Below are 23,469 nucleotides of genomic sequence, written 5' to 3'. Positions count from 1 at the left end.
TTCCCTGCGACTATCCCCGTTATACTTTGGGCCGCCTGCGCGGATTATTTCGGGGAGATACTGCTACGCTCGTCCTTGCGTGCACGACCTAATAAAGTCAATGCTGCCTCGCGCGCAATTTTTCCGCAATACAATACCTGATAAATTTCCTCGGTTATTGGCATTTCGACACCTAAACGCTGTGCCAGAACGCGAACTTCCCGGGTATTGCGGTAGCCTTCAACCACCTGGCCAATCTTATCCTGCGCGCTTTGCACATCCATGCCCTGACCGAGCATCATGCCAAAGCGGCGGTTACGCGATTGGTTATCGGTACAGGTCAGCACCAAATCACCGAGCCCCGCCATCCCCATAAAGGTTTCTGGATCGGCGCCAAGCGCGGTACCGAGACGAGACATTTCGACCAGGCCTCGGGTAATCAGCGCCGTACGAGCATTGGCACCAAAACCGATACCGTCAGACATGCCGGCGCCGATGGCGATAACGTTTTTCACCGCCCCGCCGAGCTGCACGCCGATAAAATCCGGGTTGATGTAAACGCGGAAGCTTTTACCGCAGTGCAGCAGACGCTGTAGATCATCGGCAAACTGTGGCTCAGTTGACGCCAGCGAAATAGCCGTCGGCAGACCTGCAGCCAGTTCTTTGGCGAAGGTCGGACCGGAGATAACCGCCAGCGGGATCGTGTCGCCCAGCGCTTCGCGTGCGACATCCTGCAGCAGGCGCCCGGTTTCAGCCTCAAGGCCTTTCGTCGCCCAGACCAGGCGCGCATCAGGACGCATCAGCGGTTTAATCTGGCGCAGAACCTCACCAAAGACATGGCTTGGTACCACCACCAGAATATCGCGGCTGGCAGCCAGCGCGGCCGACAGATCGCTTTCAAGATGCAGCGTGTCAGGGAAAGGTACATCAGGAAGGAAAGCGGCATTGCAGCGATCGTGTTGCAGCGTCGCGATATGTTTCGGGTCATGGCCCCAGAGCACAACGTCGTGGCCATTTCTTGCCAGGGTAATGGCAAGAGCGGTGCCGTATGAGCCGGCACCGATCACAGTCATTGCAGCATTAAGTGCGTTCATCAGGCATCCTGATGTTGTTCGGCACCTTCGCCAGCTTGCTGCTGCAGATAGTTCATAAACAGCGCATCAAAGTTCACTGGCGCAAGGTTCAGTTGCGGGAAGGTACCGCGAGAAACCAGGCTGGTAATGCACTCACGCGCATACGGGAACAGAATGTTCGGGCAATATGCGCCGAGGCAATGTGCCATCTGGTTGCCGTCAATGCCTTCGATGGAGAAAATACCGCCCTGCTGTACTTCACACAGGAATGCAGTTTCTTCGCCCAGCGCGGCGGTTACGGTCACGCGCAGCACCACTTCATATACGCCTTCAGCCAGCTGGCTGGAAGCGGTATCCAGATCAAGTTTAACTTCAGGCTGCCAGTCTTTCTGGAAAACTTGCGGCGCATTCGGCGCTTCAAAGGAAATATCCTTGGTATAGATACGCTGGATCTGGAAAGTCATTTCGGTGCTGTTTTGTTCTGACATAGTAAAACCCTTTCGTGTTGTCCTTAAATACGCCTACCCGGCCTGGGCGGACGCAAAATTAGCGCAGCAGGGGATCAAGTCCACCACGTGAATCAAGCGCATACAAGTCGTCACAGCCGCCAATGTGCTGTTCATCAATAAAAATCTGCGGAACCGTCGTCCGACCGCTGCGTTGGATCATCTCTTCACGCTTTGCGGCATTGCCATCGATCGGCAGTTCATTGAACGTTACGCCTTTGCTGTTCAACAGTGCTTTGGCACGGATGCAGAACGGGCAGGTGGCTTTGGTGTAGATATCAATATTGGCCATGACTTCACTCCTGTTTTTACCCTGAGGATTTTACGCCGCAGACAAGGCTACCCCCGACGGATCGCCGCTGTGGGGGAAACCTGGCTACGCCATAAAGACGTGGGGTAAATTTATTTGCCGCGTACCAGCGGAAGGTTTTCGCCGCTCCAGCCAGCAATGCCTTCTTTCAGTACAAAGACCTTTTCGAATCCGGCTTTATTCAGCGCGCTGGCAGGCTCTTGTGCCTGCATACCGGAACCATCTACCACTATAATGGGTTGTACTTTGTGTTTTTCCAACTCACCAACGTTATTTGCCTTGATTTCGCTCGGCAGCAGGTTGATGGAGCCCGCGATATGGCCTTTACGGAAGTCGTCACGCTGACGCAGGTCGACAACCACGGCATCTTCTTTGTTGATCAGACGCGTCGCTTCACCACGGGTAATGACTTTAACTTTCGACATCAGCCCTTTGAAGGTGGTGAACAGTACCGCCACCAGCAGCGCGATCCACGCGATGCTCAGGACGGGGTGACGGCCGACGAATTGCATAATTTCTTGCATGGGGGGTTACAACTCCCGACTAAGTGATAAAAAAACCAGGGAAGGAGTATACCTGTGCATTGCAGCAAATACAGCCAGTGAGCACGATGTAATGTATTTTCTGCGGTCCGTCACGAAAAAATCATCTTATCGCGACTTTCGTGCCGGCCCGACGCTCTCTTTCTTTGATCTTTTACGGTGCTTTGATCGATTCAGCTGTAGTAAAATTACGCAAATTTTCTGTCTTTGAGCATGAGGTTGTCGCAATGTCGAATTCTAAAAAACCGATGGTACTGGTCATTCTGGATGGCTATGGCTATCGTGAAGACCAGCAGGATAACGCGATTTATAGCGCGAAAACGCCAGTCATGGACGCATTGTGGGCGAAACGTCCCCATACGCTGATTGATGCTTCTGGCCTGGAGGTCGGTCTGCCGGATCGCCAGATGGGTAACTCCGAAGTCGGTCACGTTAACCTGGGTGCAGGCCGCATCGTTTACCAGGATCTGACCCGTCTCGACGTCGAAATCAAAGAACGTACCTTCTTTGCCAACCCGGTTCTGACCGCTGCGGTCGATAAAGCCGTTGCCGCAGGCAAAGCCGTGCACATCATGGGTCTGATGTCCCCTGGCGGCGTTCATAGCCACGAAGACCACATCATGGCGATGGTGGAACTGGCCGCCGAACGCGGCGCAGAAAAAATCTATCTGCATGCTTTCCTCGATGGCCGCGACACACCGCCGCGCAGCGCGGAAAAATCCCTGGCAAAATTTGAAGAAAAATTTGCCGCTCTGGGCAAGGGCCGTGTGGCCTCGATTATTGGCCGCTACTTCGCCATGGACCGCGACAACCGCTGGGATCGCGTTGAGCAGGCATATGACCTGATGACCCTGGCACAGGGCGAGTTCCAGGCCGATACCGCCGTTGCCGGTCTGCAGGCCGCTTACGCTCGTGATGAAAACGACGAATTCGTGAAAGCGACCGTCATTCGCGCCGAAGGCCAGGCCGATGCGGCAATGGAAGACGGCGATGCGCTGATTTTCATGAACTTCCGTGCCGACCGCGCCCGTGAAATCACCCGCGCCTTCGTCAATACCGATTTCGACGGATTCGCCCGCAAGAAAGTCGTTAAGCTCGACTTCGTGATGCTGACCGAATACGCCGCCGACATCAACGTTGCCTGCGCATACCCGCCGGCGTCGCTGGCGAACACCTTCGGCGAGTGGATGGCGAAGAACGACAAGACTCAGCTGCGCATCTCTGAAACCGAGAAATACGCGCACGTGACCTTCTTCTTTAACGGCGGTGTTGAAGAGCCGTTCAAAGGCGAAGAGCGTATTCTGATCAATTCTCCGAAAGTAGCCACCTACGACCTGCAGCCGGAAATGAGCTCCGCTGAGCTGACCGAGAAACTGGTTGCCGCTATCAAAGGTGGCCAATACGACACTATCATCTGTAACTATCCGAACGGTGATATGGTCGGCCATACTGGCGTGATGGAAGCGGCAATCAAAGCCGTTGAAACTCTGGATAACTGCATCGATCAGGTCACCAAAGCGGTAGAATCCGTCGGCGGCCAGCTGCTGATTACCGCCGATCACGGTAACGCTGAACAGATGCGCGATCCGGCAACCGGCCAGGCCCACACGGCCCACACCAACCTGCCGGTACCGCTGATCTACGTCGGCGATAAAGCCGTGAAAGTGGCCGCAGGCGGCAAGCTTTCCGATATCGCACCGACCATGCTGTCGCTGATGGGAATGGAAATCCCGCAAGAGATGACTGGCAAGCCGCTGTTCATCGTGGAATAATCCTTCCCCATGAGGGGAAAGGCGACTTATTCAAATACATGGATCGCAACGGCTGTTCGATCCGTCCTTTACGCCAGCGCGCTCAGCGCTGGCGTATTGCTGTGCGCCGCACCCGCTCAGGCGGATGACCGCGACCAGCTCAAATCGATTCAGGCTGATATCGCCGCAAAGCAGCAGGCGATAAAACAGCAGCAGCAGCAGCGCGCCTCCCTGCTTGCCCAGTTAAAAGCGCAGGAAGAGGCCATCTCGGCCGCCTCCCGTAAACTGCGTGAAACCCAGGATACTCTGAACCAGCTGAATAAGCAGATTGACGAGATGAACGCGTCGATTGCTAAGCTGGAACGCCAGCGCGCCACCCAGGAGCGCAACCTGTCCGCGCAGCTTGACGCCGCGTTTCGTCAGGGGCCGCATACCGGGATGCAAATGATCCTCAGCGGTGAAGAAGGCCAGCGTAACCAGCGAATGCAGGTTTACTACGGTTACCTTAACCAGGCTCGCCAGGAGACTATCGCCCAGCTGAAGCAAACGCGCGAAGAGGTCACCGCCCAAAAGGCCGAGCTGGAAGAGAAGCAAAGCCAACAGCAGACGCTGGTTTATGAGCAACGTGCACAGCAGGCAAAGCTGGAGCAGGCACGTAACGAACGTAAGAAAACCCTTTCAGGCCTTGAGTCCTCTATCCAGCAAGGCCAGCAGCAGCTGAGCGAAATGCGGGCCAACGAATCGCGCCTGCGCGGCCGGATCGCACAAGCAGAAGCCGCGGCGAAAGCCCGCGCGGAACGAGAGGCCCGTGAGGCACAGGCCGTGCGCGATCGCCAACAGGATGCATCCCGTAAAGGTACGACCTACAAACCGACCGAAAGCGAGCGTTCGCTGATGTCCCGCACCGGCGGTCTTGGCTCTCCTCGTGGTCAGGCCTACTGGCCGGTTCGCGGAACGTTGCTTCATCGTTATGGCGAACAGCTGCAAGGTGAACTACGTTGGAAAGGGATGGTTATCGCTGCGTCTGAAGGCACCGAGGTCAAAGCCATTGCCGATGGCCGGGTGATTCTCGCCGACTGGCTACAGGGCTACGGCCTGGTGGTAGTCGTTGAACACGGTAAAGGCGATATGAGCCTTTACGGCTATAACCAAAGCGCGCTGGTCAGCGTCGGCACTCAGGTCCGGGCGGGCCAGCCGATTGCTCTCGTAGGCAGCAGCGGCGGTCAGGGCCGTCCGTCGCTCTATTTCGAAATTCGTCGCCAGGGTCAGGCGGTCAATCCACAGCCGTGGTTGGGAAGATAAGTTTTGCTTCAATTTCGCAGAATTGCATTCGCGGTAGCCGGTACGCTGGCTATGGCATCGCCAGCATTTGCCGGCAAACTCTCCATCGTTATTGACGACTTTGGCTATCGTCCACAAACTGAAAATCAAGTGCTGGCGCTGCCAGCAACGATCTCCGTCGCCGTCTTACCCAATGCGCCGCACGCCCGTGAAATGGCGACGAAGGCGCATGGTCTTGGCCATGAGGTGCTTATCCACCTGCCGATGGCGCCGCTCAGCAAGCAGCCGCTGGAAAAAGATACCCTGCGTCCTGATATGAGCAGCAATGAGATTGAGCGCATCATCCGTGATGCCTACGACAAAGTGCCGTACGCCGTTGGCCTGAACAACCATATGGGCAGCGCGATGACCTCCAGCCTGTTCGGGATGCAAAAGGTGATGCAGGCGCTGGAACGCTACAATCTCTATTTTCTCGATAGCGTCACTATCGGCAACACCCAGGCCATGCGCGCCGCTCAGGGGACCGGTGTGAAGGTGATCAAGCGTAAAGTGTTCCTCGACGACACGCAGAATGAGGCCGATATTCGCGTCCAGTTCAACCGCGCTATCGCGCTGGCGCGCCGCAACGGTTCTGCCATTGCTATCGGTCATCCGCATCCCACCACGGTGCGCGTCCTGCAACAAATGGTCTATAACCTGCCGCCCGATATCACTCTCGTGCGCCCGAGCAGCCTGTTGAACGAACCGCAGGTCGATACTTCAACGCCAGACAGCGGGCTACCGCCGTCGAAGACCACGCCGCCCACCTCGCCGCGTAATCCGTTCCGCGGCGTGAAATTCTGCAAGCCGAAGCAACCGCCAGAGCCGGTTTACGCCAGCCGCTTCTTTAGCATTCTGAGCGAAAGTATCAGCCAGAGTGCGCTGGTACAGTACTACCAGCTGAAATGGCAGGGCTGGGACAACCCAACGAACTAGACTGACCGGGAGTCTGTCCGTTTTTCCGTCACAGATTCCCGCTTTCCTTCGTCGGCATACCAGGCTTTAAAATATTTCAGAAAGCTGTACGAGGTGGCATATAGCCCGGTAACGGCCCCTACTTTGCCATTCCGCCACGCCCCGCTAAACACATACCACTTAAAGAAAGCGCCAATCGCGCTGATGATCCCGCGACTCAGCGATGGCCTGACCTTTTGATGTTTCACCAGTCGGGTGGTGTAGCTATTAAGTTTATTAAACACTTCATGCAGCGAATAAAACGTATCGTGGCGTACGCGTCCCGGCAGCTTAACTGAGCAGGCGTGGCCGACAACCTGGTCGTCAACCGGGCGGTGATTAAAGGACGCGACGGTACGATTAAATAAGCGAACCGGGTAATCCGGCGATGAGACGGGATAGATGGTTCTCACGGCTTCCCCAAGTACATACCAGTGACGCGGCAGGCGCCACGCGCAGGTAGGGTCAAGATCCTCACCGGCTTTCAGCCTCAGAATCGCGGCCACCACTTCATTATCAAGAATTTCATCGCTATCCATACACAGCACCCAGTCATGGCTGGCCAACGCTGTTGCATAGTTCATCTGCGCACCGTGGGCGGTATAGGGGTGATGATGTGTCGCCAGACCAAACTGCTGGCATATATCCAGCGTTGCATCGGTACTGCCTGAATCCACGACAATACATTCATCCGCCACTTTTAATAACGGCGGTAAAACCTGACACAACAGACGAGCGGAATTACAGGTCAGCAAGCATACAGTGAGTTTAAACATAGTTTTTATAGGATTAAACGGTGATTAAACAACTGTATAAATGAATAGGCCAAAGTCCGATGCAGTAAACGTGCGTTTACCGGTGAGGAGGCGAGATATGTTATCCAAATCTAAACAAAAAAAAGCGCCCGCAGGCGCTCAGAGCATCGAGGCATACACCCGGCCGCAGCCGGGCGGCTCTTTTCGCCGGTTTAATCCCAGCTCAGAATCACTTTTCCGGACTGACCGGAGCGCATCGCATCGAAGCCCTGCTGGAACTCATCGATGCCGAACCGATGGGTAATGATCGGCGACAGATCCAGACCAGACTGGATAAGTGCGGCCATCTTGTACCAGGTTTCAAACATTTCCCGGCCATAGATCCCTTTGATAAACAGACCTTTGAAGATGACTTTCGTCCAGTCGATAGACATATCCGACGGCGGAATACCGAGCATCGCAATACGGCCACCGTGGTTCATGGTATCCAGCATGGTGCGGAAGGCCGGCGGGGCACCGGACATTTCCAGGCCCACGTCGAACCCTTCGGTCATCCCCAGATCTGCCATTACGTCAGTCAGGCTCTCCTGTGCGACGTTAACCGCACGCGTCACGCCCATCTTACGTGCCAGACCCAGACGGTATTCGTTAACGTCAGTGATGACGACATTACGCGCGCCAACGTGTTTAGCCACCGCGGCTGCCATGATGCCAATCGGACCCGCACCGGAAACCAGCACGTCTTCACCGACGAGGTCGAAGGAGAGCGCGGTATGAACGGCGTTACCAAACGGGTCAAAAATCGACGCCAGATCGTCAGAAATGTTGTCAGGAATTTTGAAGGCGTTGAAGGCAGGAATCACCAGATATTCAGCAAAGCAGCCCGGGCGGTTAACGCCTACGCCGATCGTATTGCGGCACAGGTGGGTGCGCCCGGCGCGACAGTTACGACAGTGGCCGCAGGTAATGTGCCCTTCACCGGAAACGCGATCGCCGATCTTAAAGCCACGCACTTCCTGGCCGATACCCACGACTTCCCCCACGTACTCATGCCCTACTACCATCGGCACCGGGATGGTTTTTTGCGACCATTCATCCCAGTTATAAATGTGTACGTCGGTACCGCAAATCGCGGTCTTGCGGATTTTGATCAGCAGATCGTTATGGCCGACTTCCGGTTCCGGTACGTCGGTCATCCAGATGCCTTCTTCCGCTTTCAGTTTGGATAACGCTTTCATCTCACGCCCTCAGGCAATAACGCCCAGTTGTTTACCGATGCGGGTAAAGGCTTCCACCGCACGTTCAATTTGTTCAGGGGTATGCGCCGCAGACATCTGGGTACGAATACGCGCCTGGCCTTTCGGTACCACCGGATAGAAGAACCCGGTGACGTAAATACCTTCTTTTTGCAGCTCACGCGCAAAGTTCTGCGCAACCACGGCCTCGCCCAGCATGACCGGGATAATCGCGTGATCGGCGCCGGCCAGCGTAAAGCCTGCGGCAGTCATTTTTTCACGGAACAGACGCGCATTGGACCACAGGCGATCGCGCAGTTCGGCACCGGACTCCACCATCTCCAGCACTTTGATGGAGGCGGCAACAATTGCCGGGGCCAGCGAGTTGGAGAACAGATACGGACGCGAGCGCTGACGCAGCCATTCAACAACCTCTTTACGCGCGGCGGTATAGCCGCCGGATGCGCCGCCCAGCGCTTTACCTAAGGTCCCGGTGATAATATCTACCCGGCCCATTACGTCGCAGTATTCATGAGAGCCGCGGCCGTTTTCACCGACAAAGCCCACGGCGTGGGAGTCATCAACCATCACCAGCGCATCGAACTGGTCCGCCAGATCGCAAACGCCTTTCAGGTTGGCAATCACGCCGTCCATGGAGAATACGCCGTCGGTGGCGATCAGCACGTGACGTGCACCGGCTTCGCGGGCCTCTTTCAGGCGCGCTTCCAACTCCTGCATATCGTTATTGGCGTAACGGTAGCGTTTTGCTTTGCACAGGCGCACGCCGTCAATAATGGAAGCGTGGTTCAGGGCATCAGAAATAATAGCGTCTTCCGGGCCCAGCAGCGTTTCAAACAGACCGCCGTTGGCGTCAAAGCAGGAGGAATAGAGAATGGCATCTTCCATGCCCAGGAACTCAGCCAGCTTCTTCTCAAGCGCTTTGTGGCTGTCCTGCGTACCGCAAATAAAACGCACGGAAGCCATCCCAAAACCGTGGCTGTCCATCCCGGCTTTCGCGGCCGCAATCAGCTCAGGGTGGTTCGCCAGACCCAGATAGTTATTGGCACAGAAGTTAATGACGTTGCTGCCGCCGACGGTGATATCCGCCTGCTGCGCCGATGTGATAATGCGTTCTTCTTTAAACAACCCTTCCGCACGAGCGGTCTCCAGGTTATTGGTTAACTGTTTGTAAAAATCACCACGCATTGCAACTCTCCAGATTTGGCAAAATTTGGCACATATTACCCAAAGCTATACGCTGATACGAGATGATGCATGCCTGGATGAATTATTTGCAGCATAAATCACGCTCACCCCCCCCTTTTCGGCGAATGGCTGAAGCCGGCTTCATGTGGTGATATGATATGAGTATTCATGTCCGGATTGTCTCTGGACTCCATACTTCAAAGGTTACAGTTATGATCATCGTTACCGGCGGCGCAGGGTTTATCGGCAGCAACATCGTGAAGGCCCTGAATGACAAAGGCATTACCGACATTTTGGTCGTAGATAATCTGAAAGACGGCACCAAGTTTGCCAACCTGGTAGACCTGAATATCGCTGATTACATGGATAAAGAAGACTTCCTGATTCAGGTGATCGCCGGTGAAGAATTCGGCGATGATATTGAAGCGATTTTCCACGAAGGCGCCTGCTCCTCCACGACAGAGTGGGACGGCAAGTACATGATGGATAACAACTATCAGTACTCTAAAGAGGTGCTGCATTACTGTCTGGAACGTCAAATCCCGTTCCTGTATGCCTCGTCTGCGGCAACCTACGGCGGGCGTACCAGCGACTTTATCGAATCCCGCGAATATGAGCAGCCGCTGAACGTTTACGGCTATTCCAAATTCCTGTTTGACGAGTATGTTCGCCAGATCCTGCCAGAAGCAGACTCGCAGATTGTCGGCTTCCGTTACTTCAACGTGTACGGCCCTCGCGAAGGTCACAAAGGCAGCATGGCGAGCGTGGCTTTCCACCTCAATACCCAGCTGAATAACGGCGAAAGCCCGAAACTGTTCGAAGGCAGCGATGGCTTCAAACGTGATTTCGTCTACGTGGGCGACGTGGCTGCGGTGAACCTATGGTTCTGGGAAAACGGCGTATCCGGTATTTTCAACCTCGGTACCGGCCGTGCGGAATCTTTCCAGGCGGTAGCAGATGCAACGTTGGCATACCACCAGAAAGGCAGCATTGAATACATTCCGTTCCCGGAGAAGCTGAAGGGCCGTTACCAGGCATTTACCCAGGCGGACCTGACGAACCTGCGTGCTGCTGGCTACGACAAACCATTCAAGACCGTGGCCGAAGGCGTAACGGAATATATGGTCTGGCTGAACCGCGAAAATAGCGCCAATTAACAACAGCATTCAAACGGTATTACGGCAGAAACTCAGTGAATCTCCGGAAACTGACTCAAGTCAGTGACCGGAGTGACAAATCTATCTGGAATAGATTTGAACGCTGCTTGCAGCGGTCCCGAAGGGGCGAGGCCCAGGGATGGGCCGAGTAATCCGTAGCCAACGCAGAGACAGCCTGAAGGATGAAGTGAATGAAAATATTGGTGGTTGGCCCGTCCTGGGTGGGCGACATGATGATGTCGCAAAGTCTCTATCGCACGCTCAGAGCACGCTATCCCCAGGCAATCATCGACGTGATGGCACCCGCATGGTGCCGTCCGTTGTTGTCACGAATGCCGGAAGTCAATGAAGCCATCCCGATGCCGCTGGGTCATGGCGCACTCGAAATTGGCGAACGCCGTAAGCTCGGACACAGCCTGCGTGAACGACGCTATGACCGCGCCTACGTCTTGCCGAACTCGTTTAAATCGGCCTTGGTTCCCTTCTTCGCTAATATCCCGCATCGCACCGGCTGGCGCGGTGAAATGCGCTACGGGCTGCTCAACGACGCCCGGGTGCTGGATAAAGACGCCTGGCCGCTGATGGTCGAACGCTATGTCGCGCTGGCCTATGATAAGGGCGTCATGCGCAGCGCCAAAGATCTACCGCAGCCGCTGCTGTGGCCGCAGTTGCAGGTTTTTGACGGTGAAAAATCGCAGGTCTGCAACGCGTTCAACATCTCTGCCGATCGCCCTGTCGTCGGTTTCTGCCCCGGCGCAGAGTTTGGCCCGGCAAAACGCTGGCCGCACTACCACTACGCCGAGCTGGCAAAGCAGCTCATCGATGAAGGCTATCAGGTTGTGCTGTTCGGCTCGGCCAAAGACCATGAAGCCGGCAACGATATCCTTGCCGCGCTGAGCACCCAGCAGCAGGCATGGTGCCGTAATCTGGCCGGAGAAACCCAGCTTGAACAGGCGGTGATTTTGATTGCAGCCTGTACGGCGGTGGTCAGCAACGACTCCGGGCTGATGCACGTCGCCGCGGCGCTGGACCGCCCGCTGGTAGCGCTGTATGGCCCAAGCAGTCCCGACTTTACCCCGCCGCTGTCGCATAAAGCGCGGGTGATCCGCCTGATTAGCGGCTACCACAAGGTCCGTAAAGGCGATGCTGCGCAAGGCTATCATCAGAGCCTTATAGATATTACGCCGCAGCGCGTACTGGAGGAGCTGCACGCGCTCTTGCAGGAAACAACTGAAAAAGAGGAAGCGTAACGGATGCGGGTATTGATCGTAAAAACCTCATCCATGGGCGATGTGTTGCATACGCTGCCCGCGCTAACCGATGCCGTGCTGGCTTTTCCCGAGATTCGCTTTGACTGGGTCGTAGAGGAAGGTTTTGCACAGATTCCCTCCTGGCATGAAGCCGTCGATCGGGTGATTCCCGTCGCCATTCGTCGCTGGCGCAAAGCCTGGTTTTCCGCCCCGATTAAAGCCGAGCGCAAGGCATTCCGTGAAGCCGTACGGGCACAAAAATACGATGCCATCATCGACGCGCAAGGCCTGGTGAAAAGCGCCGCGCTGGTCACCCGACTGGCGCATGGCGTGAAACACGGTATGGACTGGCAAACCGCCCGCGAGCCGCTGGCCAGTCTGTTCTACAACCGTCGTCACCATATTGCTAAACAGCAGCATGCCGTTGAACGCACACGTGAACTGTTCGCCAAAAGCCTGGGCTACGCCCGGCCGGAGAGCCAGGGCGATTATGCTATCGCCCGCCACTTCACCGAGCAGGAAACCGCGCCGGCTACGCCGTACCTTGTCTTCCTGCATGCCACAACCCGCGATGACAAGCACTGGCCAGAAAGCCACTGGCAGGCGCTGATCGCCCTGCTGGCCGACAGCGGTCTGCATATTAAGCTGCCGTGGGGTGCGCCGCATGAAGAGGCGCGGGCCAGGCGACTGGCGGACGGCCACAGCTTTGTCGAGGTGCTGCCGCGCATGAGCCTGGAACAGGTCGCTCAGGTTCTGGCGGGCGCCAGAGGCGTAGTCTCCGTCGATACCGGCCTGAGCCATCTGACCGCTGCGCTCGATAAACCCAACTTTACGCTGTATGGCCCCACCGATCCGGGGCTGATTGGCGGCTATGGTCAAAACCAGCATGTCGTGCGCCCGGAAAGCGGCAACAGCACCGGGGACATTACCGCTACCCGCGTCATGCAGCTGTTGCAATCTCAGGGGCTGGCGTAATGGGTTCACTGTTCAAGCAAATTTATCGCTACACCCGCCCGCGGGCTTTTCGTCATAATGAAAATCTCTGGCCGTGGACGAAAATAACCCGTGCGGCAACCGGAGAAATTTGTTCGCTGACCTACAAAAGTAAAGCGGTACCGCTGTGTCGCCTCAGTGAACTGAAAGATCGCTTTTCCGGGCCATTGTTGCTTACCGCAACCGGCCCATCGGTTAAAGACATTGATTTTTCTATCCTGCCTCCGACGATTCCGGTGATGGGAGTCAATGGCGCCTATTGCCTTGAAGGCAAAGTCAGTTTCACTTTATATCTGATTGTTGATATGGAGTTTTTCGATAGAAAACCTGACGTCATCGCATCTATTGTGGCTAATCCAAAGATTCTGTTTTTTACGACAGCCCACGGCATAGTTAAAATAATCGATCGGCTCGGCATAGAGAATATCCGCTGCCGCCTTGCGCTGATCGAGGATGCTTGCTACAAAATCTATCAACCCCGCATCGCCAGCCGCGATATCAAAAATACGTTCAGCCACTCTGATACGGTTTTACTCCATGATCGGTCGAATGACATTGGATTTTCCGTTGATATTCGCCACGGGATATTTGATGCCGGGACGGTAGCCTACTGGGCATTGCAGATTATCGCCTGGCTGGGGTTTGATAAAGTAATCATCGCGGGTCTGGACATGAATAACTTTGAACAACCAAGATTTTATGAAAACAGCAGTAATATGCTGCCTTCTTATCTTGCCAACAAAGTAGACTCATTAATTTTCCCGGCGTTTGAGCTCGCCAGTAAGTATATGCGTAACGCGGGTATCGAAGTAACCAACGTATCAATAAACAGTGCGCTCCCCGCGCATATCTTCGATAAAGTCCCGTTTGCCCAATCAATAAAAAAGTGACCGTATAGGTCACTTTTTTTACTGTGTCGCTACCAAACCTGCTTTATCCTGTGTATCCCGGTACAGATGATCAGACTGGTAATAAACATCACGATAAACCGGTCATGAATAAAAAGGGTATCAACGGAGCCAAAGAGAATAACCGGTGCACATAGAAATATAACGGCGCACGACAGCACTTTCTTTCTATAGACATAGAAAATCATCGCTGCATACAGCCCCAGTAAGATGACACCCGCAAACACCCCTTGCAGGGACATCGTTTCAATCAGATCGTTATGCAAGTGATAGACCATATTACGGATCCCTTCCGGGTTACCATGCTCTTTCTCCTGCATCAGCTGCGAAAGGATTTCATAACGTTGCTGTGAACTTACCCCGCCAGGATGGCGATATATTTCGTAGATGCCCGTATGCCACATACTCAGCCTGGCGCCGAGTGAAGTGTTGTTATCGCTCTGATACTCTGAAAGCTCCGTCACGGCATCAACCGCGCGCGTTTTAATTGTCGGAAAGACAAACTCAATAATAACCAGCGAGGCAAGTAATGATACCAGGCACAGTACGATCATTTTTGACTTCGACATCATGCTGCTTTTCAGGAGGGCATAAATCAGAATCGCCGGATAAAAAAGCAGCACCGAACGTGTCTGGGTTAAAAATATAACCCAAAAAGAGAAAACCAGAACTGCAAAAATCATCTGCTTGCGATAACGCATCTCTATACAGGCTAAAGCATAAAGCGTGATCATCGTATAAAACGCATACAGGTAGGCGCTCAACGTGGCAGAGTTGCCAATTCTCAGACGGTCTTCCGAGATAAAAAAGTGAAAATGCAGGGCATACAGCGTTAAATACGTAAAGCCCAGCAGCAGCAGATAATTGAAAAATCGCCCCTGACTCGGGGTAATCATCCTGAATATCGCCGAAACAAGCGGCACGACAATAGCACCGATGATCAGATAGATGCCTGTACGCCCGTAGCTAACATCTGCCATATAAATCTCTGCGGCATTCGCCGGAAACCGATATGTCCATAGCAGCTGCGAGCTGCCCATCAAAAAAAGGAACAGGGCAATGACCGCATCTTCTTTTTTAAAGCGCAGATTTTTAATATTAAACGCGGCATAGCCTACAGACAGCACAGCCGATAAATAAAAAAGGTTTCTGCCCATAATTTTCTCAGGCGTCACCACTGCACAGGCTAATATTGCACTTAGCAATATTAGCAAAGGAAATTTTTCTTTAATCATCGGTGCTTAACTTTTCACAAATGGCGGAACCCATGCTTCACCACAGTCCCACGGTCTTGGCTTGCCATGGAAACACACGATGCGCGTTCCTGGCGGCACAGAGCCATTCCCGGTTGCGTGTTCATTCTTCTTCTTCTCAATGACATGTTTTTTATAGCTAACGATTTGCCCTGGCAAAATATCCTGCCAGATGGCCGCCTGAGGATAAATCTTACTAATAAACTCCTGGTCACCGCCGCTTTGATAGCGCGACATAAACAGCTCAGGGTAACGTTTAAAAGCTTCCCAGACTTTATACTTCTCTTCATGCGGAATACGCATAATTGCTGAGTTTTTTGTTTTCTGCGGGAAGAAGAAGTCACTGAGCATAGTCAGTCTGGTATTTTGCAGAATATCCGTGAGATCGCCCACAATGACAACATCTAAATCAATATAAAAAATATCTTCATTGACCTTTTCTGGATCAAATATTTCTATTTTTGACCACCAGCCAGGGAGATTCTCAGTCAGTTTAATCGTCTGAACGCCAGGAATGGTCAGGTCAGTGAAGCAAATTTTCTCGATATCATCCGGTAATTGCTTATACAACCACTGAACATGATCATGATTATAATCACCACCAGAACGCAATACCGTTACTATCTTCATACATGCCTCATAAAATGAAAACATACTGCACAGAAAAATAAAAATCAGGAGACCGACATTTACGCGGCGCCAATATTACACCAGAAAACCCATGCGCCTCTATGCTATAGGGTTATTTTGTGTAAGATTTATCCGGAACTGGTAATACTCCGCCAACGTCATTCCGTTCACCTGCGGCGCCAGCCAGCTGAAAAACGCCTCCAGATCGGCATATAAACGCTCGATATCCTGCTCATTTTTAAACGTCGGACTTCCTCCTGGCATGTACTCCGAGGAGTGCAGCATGTACTCAACGTAATCATTACCCTGAGCCAGAGTTTGCTGTACCACTTTCTTCATGGTGTCGACGTTACCCCCCATCGGACGCAGCCAGTGCACCGACGGCGAACGGACTTTGCCGCGCAGAAGGTCGTAGCCCTGCTTCACGCTATTCATCCAACCGGAGTGCTTATATTGAATACTCATCGGCACTTCCAGCAGTGAAGATCGGCCCTCGCGGCTGATGTCGTTCTCATCAAGGAAATAGGCATGCTGTGGGAAATCACGGTAATCGGTCCCGCCATTCCCCTGCGGCGCGCCTTTCGCCGTCTTCCAGTTGACCCGCGGCGTTACCGAGCAGTCGACCAGATAGCCATGCTCCACCAACAGGCGAGCGTAGCGTTCATCAAACGCCCAGCGCCCCGCGCGATGGCTAACCATTTTCGTCTGGAAGGTATCTTCCAGCAGGTGCGTCATGTAAGCGACTTTTTCGCGCATTGCCGCATCGGCATATTCAATCAGATAGGGCTTATGGCGCCAGTCATCATCGGTCAACGGATCCGTCGGCGGGCTGTTCCAGGCATGGAGATGCATGCCGATTTCCGCCGTACCGCGGGCAATCACATCTTTGGCAAATTCGATATAAAATGGATCAATCGCCATTTCATAGTTGGTCAAATAGACAGGTTTAAAACCATACTTTTCGCAAAGCTGCTGAAAACGCGGTAAATAGCGCGCATTCTCGGTGGTGATGCTGTCATGTTTTTGCCAGAGGTTATCGCCCTCTGTATCAATCGTGATGAGAAATGCGGGATTGTGCACGAAAACGTCCTCAGACCATACGTATCGGGTCATGGTAGAGCAATACAACGCTTCTCTCAATCTGTCTGATCCCCTAGAATCGGAAACCTGATATTGAATGAAGAACTGAGTATGACGCCTGAAACCCGCTCTCCCGGCCCCGTGACCCCGGCGCGAATCCTGGTCATCAAGCTGCGCCATCATGGCGATATGCTGCTGATCACGCCGCTCATTCACGCCCTCAAACAGCAATATCCCGCTGCCAGCGTTGATGTTCTGCTTTATGAAGAAACCCGGGATATGCTCGCGGCTAACCCTGATATTAACCAGATTTTCGCCATTGACCGGCGCTGGAAAAAACAGGGGAAAGGCCATCAGCTCAGAATGGAGTTCAGACTGATACGTACCCTGCGCCAACAGCGCTACGACATGGTACTGAATCTTGCCGATCAGTGGCCCAGCGCTATCATCACCCGCTTGACCGGTGCGGCGACGCGCATCGGTTTTGACTTTCCTAAACGTCGCCAACCGGCCTGGCGTTTCTGTCACACCGAGCTGGCCTCAACCCAGGCGCATAAACATCTGCACACGGTGCAGCAAAACCTGTCTATTTTGGCCCCGCTCGGCCTGGCTATCGATGAAGCACCAGCGCGAATGGGCTACAGCGAGCAGGACCTGGAAACCAGCCGCTCACTGCTCCCTGAAGGGTTTGAAAATCACTATGTCGTCATTCAGCCGACCTCCCGCTGGTTCTTCAAATGCTGGCGTGAAGACCGTATGAGCACGGTGATTAATGCGCTTTCAGATGCCGGATATGCTGTCGTGCTGACCTCCGGGCCGGACGCTAAAGAGAAGAAAATGGTTGAGACCATTATCGCCGGCTGCCCGCACGCACGCTTACACTCTCTTGCCGGCCAGCTGACTCTGCGCCAGCTAGCGGCGGTTATCGATCATGCCCGCCTGTTTATTGGCGTAGATTCCGTTCCTATGCATATGGCCGCCGCGCTCGGTACCCCGCTCGTAGCGCTGTTCGGGCCGTCGAAGCTGACCTTCTGGCGCCCATGGCAGGCCAAAGGCGAGGTCATCTGGGCTGGTGATTTCGGCCCTCTGCCTGACCCGGACGATATCGATACCGGTACGGAAGAACGTTATCTCGATTTAATTCCCACCGACGCCGTTATCGCGGCGGCGAAAAAGGTACTGGCATGAGCAAATTCAGGTTGGCCCTGGTGCGACAGAAATACCGCCCGGACGGCGGCGCAGAGCGTTTTGTCTCCCGTGCGCTGGAAGCCCTTGATAGCAGCAATCTTGAACTGAACGTCATTACTCGCGAATGGCAAGGGCCGGTGAAACCCGACTGGAATATTCACATCTGCAACCCACGTAAATGGGGGCGCATCAGCCGTGAACGCGGGTTCGCCGATGCCGCGCGTCAGCTGTGGCAGGGCGAACACTTCGATCTGGTGCAGAGCCATGAACGCATTCCCGGGTGCGACCTGTATCGCGCCGGTGACGGTGTCCACCGCCGCTGGCTGCATCAGCGCTCACGCATTCTGCCCGGCTGGAAAAGCCGACTGCTGTTTGCCGACCGCTATCACCGCTATGTCATGCAGGCCGAACGCGAGATGTATCAGGATGCACACCTGCGCGGCGTCATCTGCAATGCGGAGATGATTAAACAAGAGATCATCGAAGACTTCGCGATCCCGGCGGAGAAAATCCACGTCATCTACAACGCTATCGATCACCAGCGTTTCCTGCCGCCAACGGAGGAAGCCCGTGCGGCCTTGCGTACCCAGTGGGGTCTCCCACCGCAGGCATCCTGCCTGGTGTTTGTGGGTTCCGGTTTTGAGCGCAAGGGGCTGGATGCCGCGATCCGCGCCATCGCGCCAACCGACCGCTATCTGCTGGTCGTGGGCAAAGACAAAGATCAGAACCGCTATCAGTCGCTGGCAAAAACGCTGCACTGTGAAAACCGGATTCGCTTCTTCGGGATGCAATCGGAAACCCTGCCGTTTTATCAAATGGCCGATGGCCTGCTGCTGCCGACGCTGTACGACCCGTTTCCGAACGTCATTCTGGAAGCCATGGCCTGCGGCCTGCCGGTGATCACCACAACCGGCTGCGGCGGTGCGGAATTTATCGTTCAGGGCCGCAACGGCTTTGTCTGCGATGCGCTGGATATCCCGGCGCTACAGCAGGCAGTCGTCGCGCTCCCCGCTCGCGCACCAGGTTCAGCAGAGGGCAGCCGCGCCCGGGAACGTATTATGGATTGCACCAGCGAACGGTTATCGACGCAGCTGCTCTCCCTTTATCAGGATCTGGTGAAATAACGATGCGCATACTGTTTGTGATCGATGGCCTGCCCGGGGGCGGAGCGGAAAAGGTGGTGCTGACGCTGGCAGAGCGTTTTCTGAGCCAGGGCGAGCGGGTCTCGCTGTTTTCACTGCGCGACGTCTGTGATTACGCTCTGCCGGAAAGGCTGGATTATCAGGTAATCAGTGACCACTGCCGAAAACCCTGGCGCAAGCTCACTGAACTATCGCGCCGCGCTCATCAACTTGATGCCGCCATCGCCCAGGCCGAACAGCAGGGCGAGTTTGATCTGGTCCTCTCCAACCTGCATAAAACCGATCGCATCGTCGCCCGCAGCCAGACGCTGAGAAACCGTAACGTCTGGTTCTGCCTGCATGGCGTCTTCTCGACATCTTACCTGGGCCATCGCAGCGGATTTGATCGCTGGATGAAACAGCAGAAAATTAAGCGTGTCTACCAGGGGCGCAACGTAGTGACCGTTTCCGATGCGGTAGGCCAGGATCTGGTCGAACAATTCGCGATACGCCCGGCACAGTTAAAAACGATTTATAACCCGTTCGACATTGCCGCACTGCGCACCGCCGCCGAGGCCCCTGGTGAACAGCCCGTGGGCGACTATATTATTCACGTCGGCCGCTTTCACCCCGGGAAACGCCACGATCGCCTGATTGAAGCCTATGCGCAGAGCGGTATTACCGCGCCGCTGGTGCTGCTGGGCCAGGGCAAGCCGGAACAGGAACAGCGCCTGCGTCAGCTGGCGCAGCAGCTGCAGGTTGGCGATCGGGTTCTGTTTAAAGGTTTTCAACAAAACCCGCTACCGTGGATTAAGCACGCGCGGATGCTGGTGCTCAGCTCTGACAGCGAGGGTTTTGGCAACGTGGTAGTTGAAGCACTATTGCTGGATACACCGGTCGCCAGCACCCGCTGTCCTGGCGGGGTGACGGAAATTCTCACCGGCGAGTTAGCCCGCGGTCTGGCCGACCTGAACAGCCCGGCGCTGGCCCGGACGATGCAAAGCATTTACCATAACCCACCAGCCATCGAGCAATCTGCACTGGAAAAATTCAGCGTGGATACAATTTGTCAGCAGTACCGTCAGCTGCGTCGCAGCTGACGCCGCTATTTAACCAGGATCGAATGATTTATGAGTCAAACGCCTTTACTGAGCATTGTGGCTGCCGTTTATAACGGCGAAAAATTCCTTGCGCAATTCTTTGAGTGCATTGAGCAACAGCAGCTGGAAAGCTATGAGCTGATCCTGGTCAACGATGGCTCGACGGACTGTAGCCTGGCGGTTATCGAAGAATGGCAATCCCGGTTACCCAACATCATCGTGCTGGAGCAGGAAAACCAGGGCGTCTCGGTCGCGCGTAATACCGGCCTGGCCGCCGCAACCGGCAAATATCTGGCCTTCCCGGATATTGACGATAAGCTTTACCCCGGTATGTATCGCACGCTGCTGGAGATGGCCGAAAAGGGTCAGCTTGATGTCGCCACCTGTAACGGTCGCTACGTTTACGAAACCCGAAACGATATCCACCCTATTCTTCCTCCGGATCGCCTGCCGTCGACCGGCATTCTGCCCGGCCACGTCTGGCTTAAACAGGCTCTGGACTCACGCAAGTTCCTGCATGTCACCTGGCTGAATATTTATCGCCGCGAATTTATCATGCAGCATCATTTCCACTTTGAGCCCGGGTTACGTCATCAGGATATCCCGTGGACCACGGAAGCGCTGCTGGCCGCTGAACGCGTGCAGTACACCAGCGAGCAGTTCTACGATTACTATATCCACTCAGAATCGGTGTCGCACAAACCGGACAATGACGACACGTTGATGCGTTCGGCACGCCATTATATGAAGATTCTGGAGATGCTGGACGCGATCAACGAACGCTATCCCGATAAGGTGCGCCATATTTCCGCCTGCCGCTGGCAAATCGCCAAAGAGGGGCTGGGGATTATTCATACCTTTGATAGCATGAAAGATGAGTCAAAAAAGCATATTATTATTAAAGAATTCTTTGACCGCGGAATCTGGCAGCTGATCTGGAAAAATGCGCGCACCTTCCGTTTACGCTGGCGCCTTGGCCGGCGCTACTTGCGCATTAAACGCTATCGCGACGCGGCCTGACGCTGAATCCCGCTGTTTCCGCCAAAGAGATAGCTTTACGCGGGCTAAATGCTTAGAATTTGCCCGCTAAAACATAAATCGGATAAATCGCTTGGAATTGCTTTATACCACCCTACTCTATCTTATTCAGCCGCTGGTTTGGCTGCGACTGCTGCTGCGCAGCCGTAAGGCCCCTGCCTATCGAAAGCGCTGGGCTGAACGTTATGGCTTCTGTCAGAACAAGGTAGCGCCGGATGGGATTCTGCTGCATTCCGTTTCCGTGGGTGAGACGCTTGCAGCGATCCCGCTGGTGCGCGCACTGCGCCACCGCTACCCTTCTTTGCCAATCACCGTCACTACCATGACGCCGACCGGCTCTGAACGCGCAATGTCCGCCTTCGGCAAAGATGTTCATCACGTCTATCTGCCTTACGATTTACCCTGCGCGATGAACCGCTTCCTCAATACGGTACAGCCAAAGCTGGTTATCGTGATGGAAACCGAGCTGTGGCCTAATATGGTCGCCGCCCTGCACAAACGCAAAATCCCGCTGGTCATCGCCAACGCCCGCTTGTCAGAACGTTCAGCAAAGGGCTACGCAAAGCTTGGGAAATTTATGCGTCGACTGCTCAGCCGCATCACGCTGATCGCGGCGCAGAATGAAGAAGACGGTAATCGCTTTCTGGCCCTGGGCCTGAAGCGCAACCAGCTGGCGGTCACCGGTAGTCTCAAATTTGATATTTCCGTGACGCCAGAGCTGGCCGCTCGCGCAATTACCCTTCGCCGCCAGTGGGCCCCGCACCGCAAAGTGTGGATCGCCACCAGCACTCACGACGGTGAAGAACAAATTATCCTGCAGGCGCACAGGCAGCTGCTGAATACCTTCCCGGACCTGCTGTTGATCCTCGTTCCTCGCCACCCTGAGCGCTTCGCCGATGCACGAGATATGGTGCAAAAGGCAGGGATGAGCTTCACGCTGCGCAGCACCGGCGAAATTCCTACCCACAGTACGCAGGTGGTGATCGGCGATACCATGGGCGAACTGATGCTGCTGTACGGCATTGCCGACCTCGCCTTCGTCGGCGGCAGCCTGGTTGAACGGGGCGGCCATAACCCACTGGAGCCGGCGGCGCATGCCATCCCGGTGCTGATGGGCCCGCACACCTTCAACTTCAAAGATATCTGCGCCAAGCTACAACAGGACGATGGCCTGATTACCGTCACCGACGTCAGTTCACTGGTCACCCAGGTATCCAATCTGCTGACCGATGAAGACTATCGTCTGTGGTACGGCCGCCACGCGGTGGAAGTGCTGCATCAAAACCAGGGCGCACTCTCGCGTCTGCTACATTTACTGCAACCCTATCTGCCGCAGCGGAGCCACTAATGTCGACCCGCCTGTCCGTCGTGATGATTGCCAAAAATGCGGCGGATCTGCTTGCGGATTGCCTGGCCTCCGTAGACTGGGCCGATGAGATCGTGTTGCTGGACTCCGGCAGCAGCGATAATACCGTCGAAATGGCCCGCAGCCTGGGCGCAACGGTCTATATCAACAGCGACTGGCAAGGCTACGGCATTCAGCGTCAGCGCGCCCAGGACTACGCGACCGGCGACTATGTGCTGATGCTTGATACCGACGAGCGCGTAACGCCGGAGCTGGCACGCTCTCTTCGCCGCGTGCTGGATGCGCCACAAAGCGGCGTGGTCTACAGCATCGCCCGGCGTAACTATTTCCTTGGTCGCTTTATGCGCCATAGCGGTTGGTATCCCGATCGTGTTATGCGTTTGTACGAACGCAGCCGTTTCCGCTATAACAATAATCTGGTGCACGAATCGCTCGATACCAAAGGTGCACAGGTTATCGAACTGTCAGGCGATTTACTGCATCTGACCTGCCGCGATTTTTCGGGTTTCCAGCAAAAACAGCTGGCCTATGCTGCCGCCTGGGCGCAGGAGCGTCACCTGAAGGGGAAAAAGACCTCTCTGGCGAGCATCTTCGGCCATACGCTGGGCGCTTTTGTGAAAACGCTGCTGCTACGCGGCGGCGTGCTGGATGGTAAACAAGGCTGGCTGCTCGCCGTAGTTAACGCGCAGTATACGTTTAATAAATACACCGAGCTGTGGGCGCTGAGCCGCGGCTATTCAGAGAAAGTGTAATT

At 54.7% G+C, this 23,469-nt stretch carries 23 protein-coding genes; 13 read left to right on the top strand and 10 right to left on the bottom strand.

Annotated features, from left to right (window positions below; translation table 11 throughout):
- Nucleotides 1-44: 44 nt before the first annotated feature.
- The 4 genes from gpsA to ACMYSK_RS20145 all read right to left on the bottom strand — a co-directional run bounded on the left by gpsA (nucleotide 45) and on the right by ACMYSK_RS20145 (nucleotide 2,392).
- A complete protein-coding gene (gene gpsA / locus ACMYSK_RS20160; RefSeq protein ID WP_434638116.1) occupies nucleotides 45-1,073 on the bottom strand; it encodes an NAD(P)H-dependent glycerol-3-phosphate dehydrogenase in 1,029 nt (342 codons plus the stop codon).
- Nucleotides 1,073-1,540: a protein-export chaperone SecB gene (secB, locus tag ACMYSK_RS20155; RefSeq protein WP_041143201.1), complete on the bottom strand. Its 468-nt coding sequence runs from the start codon at nucleotides 1,538-1,540 to the stop codon at nucleotides 1,073-1,075. Before secB ends, gpsA begins: the two co-directional genes overlap by 1 nt.
- A gap of 58 nt (nucleotides 1,541-1,598) precedes the next feature.
- A complete protein-coding gene (gene grxC / locus ACMYSK_RS20150; RefSeq protein ID WP_004868906.1) occupies nucleotides 1,599-1,850 on the bottom strand; it encodes a glutaredoxin 3 in 252 nt (83 codons plus the stop codon).
- Between the two features lie 110 nt (nucleotides 1,851-1,960).
- A complete protein-coding gene (locus ACMYSK_RS20145) occupies nucleotides 1,961-2,392 on the bottom strand; it encodes a rhodanese-like domain-containing protein (RefSeq protein ID WP_434638113.1) in 432 nt (143 codons plus the stop codon).
- A gap of 245 nt (nucleotides 2,393-2,637) precedes the next feature.
- Between ACMYSK_RS20145 and gpmM the strand changes: the two genes are divergently transcribed.
- From gpmM to ACMYSK_RS20130, 3 genes are read left to right on the top strand one after another with little or no spacing between them, the layout of a single operon-like run.
- Nucleotides 2,638-4,182, top strand: coding sequence for a 2,3-bisphosphoglycerate-independent phosphoglycerate mutase (gene gpmM, locus ACMYSK_RS20140; protein WP_434638112.1), 1,545 nt, complete (start codon nucleotides 2,638-2,640; stop codon nucleotides 4,180-4,182).
- A 9-nt stretch (nucleotides 4,183-4,191) separates the two neighbouring features.
- Entirely contained in the window at nucleotides 4,192-5,463 is a 1,272-nt protein-coding gene (gene envC, locus ACMYSK_RS20135) for a murein hydrolase activator EnvC (protein ID WP_434638110.1), read from the top strand.
- Nucleotides 5,464-5,466: 3 nt separating this feature from the next.
- Nucleotides 5,467-6,417 carry a divergent polysaccharide deacetylase family protein gene (locus ACMYSK_RS20130; RefSeq protein ID WP_434638108.1) on the top strand — a complete coding sequence of 317 codons (951 nt, stop codon included), beginning with the start codon at nucleotides 5,467-5,469 and terminating at the stop codon, nucleotides 6,415-6,417.
- On the opposite strand, the gene ACMYSK_RS20125 is transcribed toward ACMYSK_RS20130, so the two are convergent.
- From ACMYSK_RS20125 to kbl, 3 genes are all read right to left on the bottom strand, one after another.
- Nucleotides 6,414-7,211 carry a glycosyltransferase family 2 protein gene (locus ACMYSK_RS20125; protein WP_434638107.1) on the bottom strand — a complete coding sequence of 266 codons (798 nt, stop codon included), beginning with the start codon at nucleotides 7,209-7,211 and terminating at the stop codon, nucleotides 6,414-6,416. The genes ACMYSK_RS20130 and ACMYSK_RS20125 overlap by 4 nt on opposite strands.
- 191 nt (nucleotides 7,212-7,402) lie before the next feature.
- Nucleotides 7,403-8,428, bottom strand: a complete 1,026-nt coding sequence (gene tdh / locus ACMYSK_RS20120) for an L-threonine 3-dehydrogenase (RefSeq protein WP_434638105.1) — start codon at nucleotides 8,426-8,428, stop codon at nucleotides 7,403-7,405.
- Nucleotides 8,429-8,437: 9 nt separating this feature from the next.
- Nucleotides 8,438-9,631, bottom strand: a complete 1,194-nt coding sequence (kbl, locus tag ACMYSK_RS20115; RefSeq protein ID WP_434638104.1) for a glycine C-acetyltransferase — start codon at nucleotides 9,629-9,631, stop codon at nucleotides 8,438-8,440.
- Nucleotides 9,632-9,843: 212 nt separating this feature from the next.
- Here kbl and rfaD point away from each other — a divergent pair, with 212 nt between their 5' ends.
- The 4 genes from rfaD (at nucleotide 9,844) to ACMYSK_RS20095 (ending at nucleotide 13,921) form a co-directional block, all read left to right on the top strand.
- Complete coding sequence (gene rfaD, locus ACMYSK_RS20110) at nucleotides 9,844-10,788, top strand: ADP-glyceromanno-heptose 6-epimerase (RefSeq protein WP_434638102.1); 945 nt, start codon at nucleotides 9,844-9,846, stop codon at nucleotides 10,786-10,788.
- Between the two features lie 191 nt (nucleotides 10,789-10,979).
- Nucleotides 10,980-12,038 carry an ADP-heptose--LPS heptosyltransferase RfaF gene (gene rfaF, locus ACMYSK_RS20105; RefSeq protein ID WP_434638100.1) on the top strand — a complete coding sequence of 353 codons (1,059 nt, stop codon included), beginning with the start codon at nucleotides 10,980-10,982 and terminating at the stop codon, nucleotides 12,036-12,038.
- 3 nt (nucleotides 12,039-12,041) lie between these two features.
- Nucleotides 12,042-13,013, top strand: a complete 972-nt coding sequence (rfaC, locus tag ACMYSK_RS20100; RefSeq protein WP_434638098.1) for a lipopolysaccharide heptosyltransferase RfaC — start codon at nucleotides 12,042-12,044, stop codon at nucleotides 13,011-13,013.
- Nucleotides 13,013-13,921 carry a sugar glycosyltransferase gene (locus ACMYSK_RS20095; protein WP_434638096.1) on the top strand — a complete coding sequence of 303 codons (909 nt, stop codon included), beginning with the start codon at nucleotides 13,013-13,015 and terminating at the stop codon, nucleotides 13,919-13,921. The genes rfaC and ACMYSK_RS20095 overlap by 1 nt, the downstream gene beginning before the upstream one ends.
- Before the next feature lie 29 nt (nucleotides 13,922-13,950).
- On the opposite strand, the gene ACMYSK_RS20090 is transcribed toward ACMYSK_RS20095, so the two are convergent.
- The 3 genes from ACMYSK_RS20090 to ACMYSK_RS20080 form a co-directional block, all read right to left on the bottom strand.
- Nucleotides 13,951-15,174, bottom strand: a complete 1,224-nt coding sequence (locus ACMYSK_RS20090; RefSeq protein WP_434638094.1) for an O-antigen ligase family protein — start codon at nucleotides 15,172-15,174, stop codon at nucleotides 13,951-13,953.
- Nucleotides 15,175-15,180: 6 nt separating this feature from the next.
- A complete protein-coding gene (locus ACMYSK_RS20085; RefSeq protein ID WP_434638093.1) occupies nucleotides 15,181-15,822 on the bottom strand; it encodes a hypothetical protein in 642 nt (213 codons plus the stop codon).
- A 99-nt stretch (nucleotides 15,823-15,921) separates the two neighbouring features.
- Nucleotides 15,922-16,902 carry a polysaccharide deacetylase family protein gene (locus ACMYSK_RS20080; protein WP_434638091.1) on the bottom strand — a complete coding sequence of 327 codons (981 nt, stop codon included), beginning with the start codon at nucleotides 16,900-16,902 and terminating at the stop codon, nucleotides 15,922-15,924.
- Nucleotides 16,903-17,013: 111 nt separating this feature from the next.
- On the opposite strand from ACMYSK_RS20080, the gene rfaQ reads away from it, so the two are divergent.
- The 6 genes from rfaQ to ACMYSK_RS20050 all read left to right on the top strand — a co-directional run bounded on the left by rfaQ (nucleotide 17,014) and on the right by ACMYSK_RS20050 (nucleotide 23,467).
- Nucleotides 17,014-18,090 (top strand): putative lipopolysaccharide heptosyltransferase III, encoded by a 1,077-nt coding sequence (rfaQ, locus tag ACMYSK_RS20075; protein WP_434638089.1) that lies wholly within the window; start codon nucleotides 17,014-17,016, stop codon nucleotides 18,088-18,090.
- Nucleotides 18,087-19,214 (top strand): glycosyltransferase family 4 protein, encoded by a 1,128-nt coding sequence (locus ACMYSK_RS20070; protein WP_434638087.1) that lies wholly within the window; start codon nucleotides 18,087-18,089, stop codon nucleotides 19,212-19,214. Before rfaQ ends, ACMYSK_RS20070 begins: the two co-directional genes overlap by 4 nt.
- Before the next feature lie 2 nt (nucleotides 19,215-19,216).
- Entirely contained in the window at nucleotides 19,217-20,311 is a 1,095-nt protein-coding gene (locus tag ACMYSK_RS20065; protein ID WP_434638085.1) for a glycosyltransferase, read from the top strand.
- Between the two features lie 30 nt (nucleotides 20,312-20,341).
- Nucleotides 20,342-21,331, top strand: a complete 990-nt coding sequence (locus ACMYSK_RS20060) for a glycosyltransferase (RefSeq protein ID WP_434638083.1) — start codon at nucleotides 20,342-20,344, stop codon at nucleotides 21,329-21,331.
- Nucleotides 21,332-21,422: 91 nt separating this feature from the next.
- Complete coding sequence (gene waaA / locus ACMYSK_RS20055) at nucleotides 21,423-22,697, top strand: lipid IV(A) 3-deoxy-D-manno-octulosonic acid transferase (protein WP_434638081.1); 1,275 nt, start codon at nucleotides 21,423-21,425, stop codon at nucleotides 22,695-22,697.
- Nucleotides 22,697-23,467: a glycosyltransferase family 2 protein gene (locus ACMYSK_RS20050; protein WP_434638079.1), complete on the top strand. Its 771-nt coding sequence runs from the start codon at nucleotides 22,697-22,699 to the stop codon at nucleotides 23,465-23,467. The genes waaA and ACMYSK_RS20050 overlap by 1 nt, the downstream gene beginning before the upstream one ends.
- Nucleotides 23,468-23,469: the final 2 nt, after the last annotated feature.

Source organism: Klebsiella sp. I138 (genome assembly GCF_051131765.1).
In the GTDB taxonomy this organism is placed as follows: Bacteria; Pseudomonadota; Gammaproteobacteria; order Enterobacterales; family Enterobacteriaceae; genus Klebsiella.
Note: the sequence above shows the minus strand (reverse complement) of the source record. Positions and strands in the feature narration are given on the sequence as shown.